Raw genomic sequence first — 12,376 nt, forward strand, 5'->3', positions numbered from 1 at the left:
TACTAATAGAAATCTCAACTCAACTTTATATTTTAGTGACTCATAATCCTGGATGGGCTCTTAAATATTCCCCAAGTAATTTAATATCTCTAATATCTTTATCCCTTCGTTGGTACTGCTTTCGTTGGAGCACAACTTTAGGATGAGCAAACTTTAAACCTCGTAGAAAAAAATGATTTTTTGGATTTTGAATTAGCTGAGTATCTGTTATTTTCGACTCACTAAACGAAAATGTACGGGGATAGTTATAAGCGACAACATCAATTTCGCCAAGGGCGGTAACGCCATTATCGAATTTTTCAGCTCTTTCATTTTGTAGTAAAGTAAAATCTATGTCGTCAGCCTTTCGCAAATTCAAAGAGTTGAGGGTACTCGAGCCAACAATACAACATTTGCTTTTGATTATGTTTAACTCATCTAATTTTTGCTGATAGAGACACAGCTTTTCTATGAAATCTTCAGATAGTTGAGTTCTCGTATTGATAATTTTCATATTTTCTTCATTTAACAATATATCTTCTAGATGTTTAAATTCACCTTTTGATTCCGAAATATGCAACGTTATGAACTGTTCCATTGGGCAAATACGTTGATATTTTTCCCTAACTTCTTGTTTTATTCTTTTTATACTATCTTTTGCCAATGGCGATTTTGATTCCATCACAATAAACTTAAACTTGCCGGGGTGTTTATTTAGATACGTCAATTTCCGTTCAATATTAGGACCTACTTTAGGACCACAATCAAAACTATAGACATCTTTTACAAATTCATTGAAGCTTTCTCTATTAAGACGTTCGACATCTCCATAAACAATATTAAAATAAATCGATAAGTCTTTTTCTATGTCGTCCCAGTATTCAGCTGATGGTTGCCAAAGTATTAACAAATACATGTCATTGTATTTTTGCGCGAACGTAAACGCCTTTACTATAGTATTTAGTTCATTTGTGCTAAACCCAGAGCATTTAAACCAATCGTCTCCCCAGCTTCCGCCAATATTTTCATCACTATAAATTATATCTGGAGATAGGCCTAGTCCAAGCGCAGTTGCTAATCTATGAGCACCGTTGAGTGGTAGGTTGTTCTTTGATGATATTGGGATAGGATGTTGGGCTTTATAACCTTGTTTTATGCTTATGATTAATTCATCAAATATTTGAAAAAAGTCGTTAATATTATTTTTTCTCGACTCGTCCCCTGGTTCTTTAGAGCCGTTTCGAATATGGATATGTTTGTAATATAGCTCTCTGACATTTAAACTTACAAAGTTAGGTAGTTGTTCTAAATTATCTAGCACATACAGATATTTAACAATAATATCAAGTCGATCACTTATGGAAAATTTATGAGGTTTACCGTCAAGGGTTACGTTGATCAATCTTAAACCTTTACCTTATCTATCTGCTCAAAATTCCAATCTGCGTTTAGTGAACGTCGTAATGTGTTTTTGAAACCAATGTGGCTCATATTTGGCAGCCCCTCTTGTTTAACGTCTAAAACTGGGCTTAAAATTCTTGACCAAAAATGAGGAGTTAACCATTCATGGCCAACTTCAACGGGTGTGTTTACTGTAGATGCGGATAGCGCACAATTTGCGATGTTATAAAGAGGCTCTTTAAAACTGGTGGCTGGTACATTAAAGTATTCTGCTTCAGTGATTGAGCCTGAGTTTATGCCATAGATATGTTCGACATTGTCTGTACATAATAGTTGATAATAATTTGTGTCAGTACAGGTTATATTAAACATCTTACTTTCAATCAGTTTTTGTAAAAAAGGATCTTGTTTAGAATAAGGGTGCGCTTTAAACAAAACATGAGGGTATTGATTCAATATTTTTGTAATTTTATTTTCATAACTCCCTAGTGATACAAACTTTCCAGAATGCCTATCAACAAGCGACTTATCATCACTGACTTGACCTAATATCAAAGCAGTGTCAGTCGGTATTGTTTGAGTGTTGGCCCAAATAAATTTAGCGCGGATCATATTCGCATAATAATAATGCAACGATTGATCATACTTAAATTTAGCAATTTGGAGTTGTATCTGAGGGTGATTGGATCGCCAACAATTAATAATGTCTTCGGAAAACCTGATTGGACTTGCAACAGTATCTAAATAAATAATATTATTTCTATTAAATGATTGACACAATACCTCTGGCAACTCACAGCCTATAACTAATTTGTTACTGAAATCTCTATTAGTAATGTTATCAAGCTCTTCATTATCGCAGGTTTCATTTAAAACGGCAGCCCATCCAGCTAAATCTGGTTGTATACCAAGTACATTGTAATACTCATATGAATTAACCCCATTTTCATGCCACACCACTTCGCATTCAATCTGCTCTACGACTTTTTGCAGTGAAAATTGCAATGTCCTGAAAAGCCATTGAGTACTTTTCTTTGTAACATTCGGTTTTTCAGATGTTGCAGAAAACCTTAAGAAATCTGCTAAAAATACAATCTTTTTAATTTTTTGCATCTTGAAGCTCAATTACTCTTAAATAATTATTTAAACGATTCTCTTCTAGCTTTTTCAATAACGGATTATCGGCATAAATAGATACAATATTATTAATTTCACTGTGATACTTATGTGACTTAGGCACTAGTATACCTAAACCAAACACTGCTGGAATGTTGTAAAACATATATTCTTTAGAGTGTAATGCCAAAAAATCTTTGACCGCACATAACACTCCATTTTTGTCTCCACCCGCTTTGAGCGATATAGCAAAACTCCCCATCCCCCTAAAGCCTCCATTTTTTTTAATAGTATCATTGTGCAAAACACCGCTTTCCCAACAATGTGCTTGTAAATATTTTTCAGGGATATCCGCCGGGTTATAATATAGATCCCGGAATGCCCATGGAAAGCCAATGTCATGTAAAAAAATAACAGAGTGTTCTGATCCATCTGAACATTCTTTTCGATGTATTGCCTTTAATTCATTAAAAACGGTATACCAATTATGATCGCCATCAATGAACCATGAACACATAGTTGGGAGTTTATCTATAACATCTAAGCTTTTACCATTGTATAGATGAGCAAATTTAAATTTATTAAACAGCGCTTCTACTTGTTCATTAGGTTTAGGCTCAATAGAAAATAATTCACCTTTATTTACACCCAGCAAGTCGATAAGTACTTTGGTATTACCTGCAAATTCGATACCTATTTCACCTATCCGTTTGGGCTTAATTATTTCCAATATCGGCAAATAAATACTTTTTAATTCGCTTAAAGAATGGATTAATAGTTGTCTTTTCATAGCTATTACCTACAAGGTTGTTTTTCATCGTCAATATTGAATTACTCAATGATTTTTTAATTCATTCCCAAATAACTCAGTTGTGTCTGACAGAAATAAACAACTTACTAATATTATTTGTGATGCACATCAAAGAAAAACTATGACACGCGAGGTACCGGGTTCGCTGTAATTTAGCTTTCGAAACTGCGTTCAAAGGCTCAAAATTTCTTTATTAAAAATTATTTTCCTTTGATTGTTTATAAATATTTCTAGCGTTTTCATCTTTAAAGGCAAACGAGGAGATCAAAATCTTATCAGCCCCGATCTATAATGCGTCTTCAAAAATTACCACGTCATATTCATGAAAATGATAGGGATTAGGACCTTTACCTGTTTCATCCACCAACAAATACGGCACACTGGCAATGACTCGACCGTCAGGCTTAAGGTTTTTCAAACATAACTTAAAAAACGAATGATAATCTGCAACGTGTTCAATAGTTTCAAAAGAAGTAATTAAATCGAAAAGTTTAGATTCAGTAAATTCGTATTCATCAATATCGAGTACCTCATAACTAAGGCGTTCATGCCCGTAAACATCATTAGCATATGCCACACTATCAGAGCAAATATCAACTGCCTTTAAACTAGCGGCATTGTTATTTGTTGCTAAAAAGTAACTACCATAGCCTAAGCCACAGGCACAGTCGAGTACGCTATCGTTGGGGCGAATATACTGTTGTGCAAAGGCATACCTGAATATATGGGCATCTGAGCGACATGAAAACTCTCTGAGCATATACATATGTAAATCGCGCTCTGCCAATAAGTTATCCATAACAGTGAATTTATGGCCTGTTTGTCTGACTTTTTTAAACGTTGTGGTAATAAAAGATCGATCATCTTGCAGGGATTGATAATCGCGTTTCAACCATTCACTACCGTCAAGATGAAATCCTTGCATGTACATTTTTTGTTCAATAAATTTCTGACTATAGGTCTTAATATCAGATTTGATTACAGTCACAAAAACGTCATAATTTATTTGACACTGGTAGTGATTATTCAAGCACTCAAGGGTGTCAAACAATGCATCTACATAGCACAATATATGACCTTTAGTCAGGACAGGTTGACTGAATTTCTCAATAACTTCGTTGGAATAAAGCAGCTGAATACCGAGCAGATGGTTTGCTTTCAAAACAAGAAAGATTATCTCATTATTAAAGGGAATTGAGGGAAGACTTAAGTCTTTGGATAATTTCATTTTTACCGGCCTAATTTAATCTGATGCATTTTCATCACCTTGTTGTTACAGGCTCAACACGTCAATAGCGTGTGTACTATGCTTAATAGACTGCTCATAAATATTCTTAGCAATTTCATCTTTAAAAGCAAAGGAAGAAATCAGGATTTTATTAGCACCAACAGCCAAAGCATCCTCTAGGCTAACCACATCGAAACCCGCAACCTTGTATCGGCCTGATATATCAGCCTTGCGGTCGATCAAATAGTCAATTTTCAGATTATTTTCTTGCAAATAGGGTAATAATTTTTCAAAAAACAAACCTGCACCGTAGACAGAAAAACGAGTCCATTTTTCATCTAAAATTCTCTCAAGCAGATTGAGAACTCCATTATCACTTTCCCCTGAAACCAACCCAAGACGCTCAACTAAAAACTGCTCAGATAGCAAGGCAAATATCCCTTGAGGCCAATGAATTTTACCCACTTTATATTTTGGAGTCTTAATAAACTGCTGATAAAAATCATCTAGTCCTTCATCTAACACTAGTTCGCATTGTTCATTAGAAATAACAGGATAAGTCTTACTTGCACCAAAATTATCTTCATGATGGAGAAGGGTGAATAACTCAGCCTCCAACCGAGTTGGTATAGATATATACCTATATAGTATTGGCAATATTTCATTGGTACTAATTGATGAAAAACCTAACTCTACATGCTTCTTAAAATAAGCAATGACTCCCAGCATAAACTCTTCAAAAACTCCCGAGTTTATTGATAAATTACTGCCCAATATTGGGGATACATTTATATCGTCTTTATACTTTAGCGTAGTGCCACTATCGCCTATTAAAAGCGGCTCAATGCACTCTGGTGAACGAGACAGCGACTGACTCAAACGTTTGGAATTCTCCACTGAATTTATAAAACTGCTATAAATAGTAGTATCGACGTACCTATATATTCTCTCTGACGAATAAAATAGTAAATTAGAAGCGCATTTATCATTAAGTGCACATTGAATTTGGTGCTGTATAGTTCCTCCACCACCTAAATCAACAACTGTACAAGAATCGTAAGGGATACCAATATTTATTTGGTAATAATCTTTAAAACTATTCTTTTGTTGTAATATATTATTTTTTACATTTTCAATATTACCTCGAGCCAAACTTATTATCGATTTTAATAGGTTTTCTCCTTCATGATACATCCCATCTACTACTCTAACTAGGCAACTATCAAAGTGTTCTAAAATCGAATCAGATTTCAAATTAAAATCACTATAAAAATCTTTAACCGTATAACCCCTCACACCTAAAATCGTATGTATAAGATCTTCAAACCACATATTATTATCTAAATCAATCGATGGCCAAAAAGTTGACTTCCTGGATGCATATAATTTCTTAACCTTAATACTACTAATGTTTCTTTGTTTAATCCTTAATTCTATTAGTGGAGCAAAAACAACAGCCTCACGCATTACGCACAATATATAAGAAGCATTTAACTTTATCGTTTTTTCGATCACCCAATCAGCAAAAGACATAAGAATAGGTCCCCAAACAAATGAACCTAATTCGTATGCCACAGAGTGTGTGGAATTTGAAGAGTGAACTGAAGCAATAAACCTTGCTGAATGAGAAATAAGAGGAAAAGAAAACGCGGCTTTTTCTAAATCAACTATTTTATTAGTATCTAACAATGTATGAGCATGTTTCGCATGAATCCCAAGCTTTTCAGGAACCAAAAAATCCGAATGATAATTATCGCCAACATGAAGCCACTTAGACATTTTTATCTTTTTCTCTTCAGCTAAGTATTTATACATTCCCCCATCACGTTTATTTAACTTATAGTCACAAGAAACATAAATTGGTAAGTTTTTAATTACGGTGGAGTCATAAAAAAAACAGTCTATTATTTGTTGTTTACTTAGATACATATCGGAAATCAAAATTACAGAAATACCTCCACTAGTAAGCATTTGTATTAGATCATCCATCGATTTTAAAATAAAACCATTGTCTTTTTCCACATCTAATTCTATCCGATACAGCTCTTTTGATACCGAATCAGAAAATGGAGTGAACCTGTAAATATCATCAAGAAAGATTTCAGAGCTTCTGTCATTTAACCTTGCTTTTTTTTCCGCCTCTGAACGAATTCGACTGAACTCCGACGCATTGAAAGGTAGGTGATTGTTTTTTGAAAATAATCTATGACAGATTTCAAAAATATCGGATGGACAAGATACATTTCTAAAAATAATGGTGTCAAATATATCAAATGAGACGGTTTCAATTCCGTTTAAGTTAACATACTCAATGATTGTATTAATTAATTTAGACATGACTGAGCATCATTTCAATTAAAAGTTTACACCACAATTTTTTGTTTTTTGTTAAATTAGTCATCATTAAAATAATACCCTTTACTCTGAAACAATAAAAATAACTATTTACGTTATTTTAAATTCACTCAATAGCCTTAACAATATTCAATACGCTATCCAGCCCAAGTTTTATTTGCTGAATAGCAGCACTATCAATTTTAGACAGGGCTTTTTTCAAATCGGTAGTTGAGATACTTGGTGTTCTTGGAAGGTATACCACTTCACAGTTTGCACTTAACTCATCAAACTTACCTTGCCAGTCTGCACCAATACCAAATATATCTATTTGGTATTGCTCTATATCTTTCTTTTTTTGCTGCCAATCGTGCTCGGCAATAACTTGGTCTACACACCTTAACGCGGAGACTATCTTGGCTCGTTCAGCATAACTGTATACGCTGTGTTTGCCTTTTAATAAATTAAACTCATCAGTAGACACACCTACAATTAATTTACCTCCCAGATCGGCCAAACGCTCTAACATATTGACGTGACCAACGTGTAATAAATCAAAAGTGCCATAAGTAATCACAGTTTTCATAACGTCTGACTCTTAAAAACCGTCGCTGACTTAACATGACTGAGAGACCATTCTTTTTGTGGTGTTTGCCAATCACCGTAATGGCCTTCTAGATAGGCTTCAACATGATTAGGTAAAGACACTTCACCACCAGCAAATGTATGGCTTTGCATGTCACTAAAATGATTAGAAGGCATACGAAACCCGCGGGAGGCTAAGCAATAGTCCATATGTTCTCCCTGGATATATTTAACAAAAAAATCGATGCCGGGAAAGGCATCACAGCCTTCATCAGGGAGTAACTTAAGCGCTCGAATTTCACCAATTGGCACCGCGCCGTAGGATTGTTGATTAATGTATGTGTGTAAGGTCCAAGTCACACCCGTTATTCGAAACATCTTGGGTAATTGTTGCTCTAAAATCTGAATGGTGTGGGTTAAATAGTCTGCATTCACAGAAAAATCCAAATCATCATCCCAGGGAATGAGCGCATTATCTCTATACACGCCGAGTAAAGTGCCGGCATCAATATAATAAGGCACATCGTGTGATTTTAAATTCTCAGACAACATCAACAGCAAGTCCACTGCGGTTTGACCTTGTCTATGGGAATTTTTAAGTTGTATTGGTTTAATCAGTCTTGCGGGCAATACTTCGACCATTATTTCAGGAACTAACAGTTTCAACTGTTCCTGAATTTGTTCAAAAAACTCACTAGCAATTAAAATTTTATCGGGACTAAATGATGCTATGTCTGACGGTGAGATAATGGGAATATTTTGAATACTAGAGTCATGTTTTTTACTATCGTTATCGACGAATGCGAGCACATCATATAATTCGGATACAGCAGATAATGCAGAACGACCTGACAAACTTGCGCCAAATATCACAACTTTTTTGTTTGGTTGAAATGTCTCTGCATCTTTTGCTCTTTTAAAATAGGGTATATAGCTATGTTTATAGTCTATTATCGGCAACTACTGAATCGACTTTAATCGGTACCTTCTGGCAATATTTAAGCTGTACTGCCCGCATCTACTGTCATTACGGTGCCAGTGATTGTTGAGGCTTGTTCGCTTAAAAGGTACATCACCATAGCCGCCACATCGTCCACTGTGGCTAACTTACCTAACGGGCTTCGCCGCTTGACGCTTTCTAACTTTTCACCTTGCAAACTGCTGGTCATGTCAGTTTGCATATAACCGGGGGCCACACAATTAACAGTTATTCCTGCTTTACCCACTTCACGGGCTAATGATTTACTAAACCCTTCTAATGCGGCCTTACTGGCTGCATAAACACTTAAGCCGTTAAAACCTGTTTTGGCGATAATAGAAGATATATTGATGATCCGGCCTTTTCGATTCAACAGCATCGAACGCACCAGATATTTACTCAATAAAATAGGCGCTTGAATATTCAGGCGCATTAAATGTTCAATGGCAGAATTAGGCATAGTGGCCAGCACACCATCATGACCTGCAGCAGCGTTATTAATCAGGGCGTAAGGTCGTCCATATTGTTTGATAAGTTGCTTGCACAACTCGGGTATTTTATCCAAGTCGGCTAAATCAGCGGCATGAAAATTAACGAGCTGCGGATACGCTTGCTGCAGAGCTCTATATGGCTCTGAGAGTTGTCGTGCAATAGCAATCACGGCATACCCGTTGGCAGCAGCTTGTTGGCTAATGGCTAAACCTAGACCTTTGCTGGCACCTGTTATTATGACGTAATCAGTCATACTGCGGCTTCCTGTTTAATTTACCACTTGGATCGCGGTCTATATTCTTGACTATATTAATTTTGGTAGGTATTTCAAAGCGTTGCAATTGCTTTTTACACATTTTCAACACTTGTTGTTTGACCTCTTGCTCAACTGCGGCGTCCATTATCATCACGTCTGCTACCACTAACTCACCCAGCAAGGCACTTTTTTTGGCGTATACCTTCGCTTGGCTAATATCAGAACATTGCAATATTACTTGCTCGACTTTTTCTGGATGTACCTTATTGCCACCAACGTTTATCGTACCTGTTGCTCTTCCCAAAAATAGCACTCTGTCGTCGTTCACTTGGACTTTATCTAAGGTGTCCACATAGCCAGGTGCATTCGTTTGTAGTACCAATGATTGACAGACGTGATGTTGTGGTTTAACCAGTAAATGTTGTTCGTCTGACACCTTTAGCGCGACCGTAAGTGTCTGGTCTTTAAGCCATTTAGTAGGGAAACCAGCGCGACCGTCGCTCACTATAAAACCGACTCCAGCTTCTGTCGAAGCGTAAATATGCCTTACGTTTGCATTCGGGAACAAACGTTTCAAAGTATTCAACAGACTTTGGTCGGCAATCTCACCCCCTAGCGTAATATGACTCAGAGTTAATTCACTCAATTGACCCGTCATCAGAAGTTGCCGCCACAAACTGGGGGTAGCAGATAAAGCCGTAACATCGGCATGTTTTAAAAATGCCATCTGAGCTAAAGGTTCGTAATCAGCTACATCTACTAAGTCAGCGCCACTTAATAGCGCCTGTAACAACACTTGTAATCCCGCAAATCTGTAAGGTTGATACAACAAAGCCCAGCACAATGCTTGTAATTTTTGACTGTGTTTGGTGTTTGCAGTCAATGATAACAAGGAATGGGAACACCATTTTGGCTCACCTGTAGTACCAGACGTCGCCATAAACCAAGTTGTCGCGACACTAGCTTCAGACTTCAATAGCGTAGGCATTGAATCCGTAACAGCTGCATCACTTTCAAGCGGCCAATATATAATATCGTTGTGAGGTATTGTCACATTTGGAGGACTTAAATAAATAGCTGAGCAGCAACCATCAAATGCAATGAGCGCCGTGACAAAATCGGCCAAGTTTGTATACCGGATGGCTATGCTGCGTTGATAAAATTGCGGATACTGCTGCCTAATTTGCTCAGCCTTTGTTATCAGCACAGCGATAGAATTGTGTTGACCTGCAGCGGTTATCACCCCTGTTGTGGACAGATTTGTTAATTGATTAAACAGGCTTTGCATGATGGATTTACTAGTTATTAGCACATTGTTGATACATAGCTAAGAACTCAGCAAAAGTGCTTGGGTAAGTATCAAGGGCCAATTCAGTAAACGGGTCATAACCCAAGTCTTCTTCTAGCTGTGCCACTAACATGGCATAACCTAGCGAGTCTAAACCACATTCAAGCAACAGCGTATCAGGGTTTATCGATTCGACTAACTGGCAGTCACTCAGCTCAGCAACTTGTTGCATTGCATCTTTAATTTGTTGTTCTAAGTTCAGCATGTTTGTATCCTAAGCTATTCTAAAAATTGCATATGAGCAGCTGCGAGTGCAATCTTCTTGGGTAATTTTTTGAGTATTTTGCCACGATTTTCATCCCACTGCTTAAGTTCATAACTGTAATGCTGTATATCAAAACGTTGGCCGTTACGTTCGCCGCCTTTTTTAAGGCTAAGCTGTTTGTATTCAAACACTTTATGCATGTTATTTGCTGCATGATTGAACGATAAGACTTGCGCCAGCAAATGACTAAATTGACGGTGACTCGCACAAAAATCTAAAGCTGCAAATTCCAACATAATACCGCTACCCGGCCACACGTTAGTCTCCCCCAAATAACAGCCCCATTCTGGCGTGGCTGTATTCATATTTGAAAAGTTAAGTACTCCAATGGGTCGCTGGTCTTGAAAAAAAATATAAAACTGACGGCTGTTGTCACTTTTAAGCTTTTTAAACCAAGCACAGTGCTCTAACCATTTTACCGGCGCACTGCTATGCATATTTCGCATAATCCTAGGGCTGTTTCGCCATTGCCAAACCAGCTGCAAATGTTCTTCTTGTAGCGGCTTAAAAGCATGTTCAGGGATCAATGCTTTCATTAAGTATTTTCACTTGTCTTTTTTTGCTCTGACATCAACTCAACAATATTATTGGCCCCATCAACCACAGCATATAATAGTGCTTTTTGATGCATCCCAAGCAAACGTTCTGGTTGCTGCCACAAGGACAACCCCTGCGTAACCCATTCATCAGTGCTTATAGCATCGCTATTGACTACCTGACACCAACCTTGAGTTGCCGCGTCTTGACTGGCAAACGTTTGGTTTTCTGCCACTACCACCAATATTGATGGTGTTGCACAAGCAAGCAGCTCAAACTGACTGCCTCCTGCTGCCGACAAAGCTAGCTTAGTGTTAAGCAACACGACTGCCATATTTTGGCAGTCGTGTAGGTGGGTGATATCTAGTAAGCTGTTCTTGATAAAATTGGTAAGAGCACTCACGCCATGGTAAGCGGCGCCAGTAATCACAATGATTGGCATAGATGCATTAGCGTTGTCCAAAGATTGCAACGCTTTACTGGTCAAACCTTTAGGATCACTACCGCCAAACATCAGGGTTAAGCTGTCGCGATCCGACCACTGTCTGTTCATTAGCTGCAGGAATTCCTGTCTTAATACTTGATAACCCGGTCCAATAGCCAATACCGCTTTAGGCGCAGTTAGGTGATAATGATTTGAAGTCGCGTTAAACGCACCATTGATAACCATATCGGCATAAAGTGCTCCGCTGTTATTGATATCGTCGAAAACAGCTAAATTAAAAGCAAGACATTGTAGCGACTTGCGATAAGCCTGATCAAATTGATAGCCATCAAGCACCAACCAATCAGCGCATGAATCTACACATTGTTTAGCTAACCATTCTGGCTCTGTACTGCTCTCAATATCAGTCATGGGTAGAATGGTTCCTATCCAATCTGTTCGGTTACAACAAAACTGCTGAGAGCGCGGCGACATAAAAAAAATCACCACATGACCAGACTGAACCAAGCTCTGCGCTAACGCCATACAACGCATAACATGTCCTAAACCGATGTTGGGTTCGCCCTCGACTCGAAATACTACGCGCATCGGCTATTACTC

The 12,376-nt window shown here is 37.5% G+C and carries 12 protein-coding genes; all 12 read right to left on the reverse strand.

The genetic code is table 11. From position 1 onward, the window contains the following. Positions 1-40 precede the first annotated feature (40 nt). Positions 41-1,381 (reverse strand): ParB N-terminal domain-containing protein, encoded by a 1,341-nt coding sequence (locus C427_RS15440; RefSeq protein ID WP_007637864.1) that lies wholly within the window; start codon positions 1,379-1,381, stop codon positions 41-43. 2 nt (positions 1,382-1,383) lie between these two features. Then, entirely contained in the window at positions 1,384-2,493 is a 1,110-nt protein-coding gene (locus C427_RS15445) for a hypothetical protein (RefSeq protein ID WP_007637863.1), read from the reverse strand. Beyond that, on the reverse strand, positions 2,480-3,286 hold the full coding sequence (locus tag C427_RS15450; RefSeq protein WP_007637862.1) for a class I SAM-dependent methyltransferase: 807 nt from the start codon (positions 3,284-3,286) through the stop codon (positions 2,480-2,482). Before C427_RS15450 ends, C427_RS15445 begins: the two co-directional genes overlap by 14 nt. Positions 3,287-3,593: 307 nt before the next feature. Further along, positions 3,594-4,295: a class I SAM-dependent methyltransferase gene (locus C427_RS15455; protein WP_226991140.1), complete on the reverse strand. Its 702-nt coding sequence runs from the start codon at positions 4,293-4,295 to the stop codon at positions 3,594-3,596. Positions 4,296-4,580: 285 nt separating this feature from the next. Beyond that, positions 4,581-6,872, reverse strand: a complete 2,292-nt coding sequence (locus C427_RS15460) for an HAD family hydrolase (RefSeq protein ID WP_007637860.1) — start codon at positions 6,870-6,872, stop codon at positions 4,581-4,583. Positions 6,873-6,996: 124 nt separating this feature from the next. After that, positions 6,997-7,455: an adenylyltransferase/cytidyltransferase family protein gene (locus C427_RS15465; RefSeq protein ID WP_007637859.1), complete on the reverse strand. Its 459-nt coding sequence runs from the start codon at positions 7,453-7,455 to the stop codon at positions 6,997-6,999. Further along, the gene (locus C427_RS15470; RefSeq protein ID WP_015431046.1) at positions 7,452-8,414 is read right to left on the reverse strand and encodes a LicD family protein; all 963 of its coding nucleotides are present in this window, start codon (positions 8,412-8,414) and stop codon (positions 7,452-7,454) included. The genes C427_RS15465 and C427_RS15470 overlap by 4 nt, the downstream gene beginning before the upstream one ends. Before the next feature lie 38 nt (positions 8,415-8,452). Beyond that, positions 8,453-9,178 (reverse strand): SDR family NAD(P)-dependent oxidoreductase, encoded by a 726-nt coding sequence (locus C427_RS15475; RefSeq protein ID WP_007637857.1) that lies wholly within the window; start codon positions 9,176-9,178, stop codon positions 8,453-8,455. Then, positions 9,171-10,469: an AMP-binding protein gene (locus C427_RS15480; protein WP_007637856.1), complete on the reverse strand. Its 1,299-nt coding sequence runs from the start codon at positions 10,467-10,469 to the stop codon at positions 9,171-9,173. Before C427_RS15480 ends, C427_RS15475 begins: the two co-directional genes overlap by 8 nt. A gap of 10 nt (positions 10,470-10,479) precedes the next feature. Then, positions 10,480-10,734, reverse strand: a complete 255-nt coding sequence (locus C427_RS15485) for an acyl carrier protein (RefSeq protein WP_007637855.1) — start codon at positions 10,732-10,734, stop codon at positions 10,480-10,482. A gap of 14 nt (positions 10,735-10,748) precedes the next feature. Beyond that, the gene (gene pseH / locus C427_RS15490) at positions 10,749-11,330 is read right to left on the reverse strand and encodes a UDP-4-amino-4,6-dideoxy-N-acetyl-beta-L-altrosamine N-acetyltransferase (protein WP_007637851.1); all 582 of its coding nucleotides are present in this window, start codon (positions 11,328-11,330) and stop codon (positions 10,749-10,751) included. Further along, positions 11,330-12,364 carry a UDP-2,4-diacetamido-2,4,6-trideoxy-beta-L-altropyranose hydrolase gene (gene pseG / locus C427_RS15495; protein WP_081589004.1) on the reverse strand — a complete coding sequence of 345 codons (1,035 nt, stop codon included), beginning with the start codon at positions 12,362-12,364 and terminating at the stop codon, positions 11,330-11,332. The genes pseH and pseG overlap by 1 nt, the downstream gene beginning before the upstream one ends. Positions 12,365-12,376 lie beyond the last annotated feature (12 nt).

Source organism: Paraglaciecola psychrophila 170, from assembly GCF_000347635.1.
In the GTDB taxonomy this organism is placed as follows: domain Bacteria; phylum Pseudomonadota; class Gammaproteobacteria; order Enterobacterales; family Alteromonadaceae; genus Paraglaciecola; species Paraglaciecola psychrophila.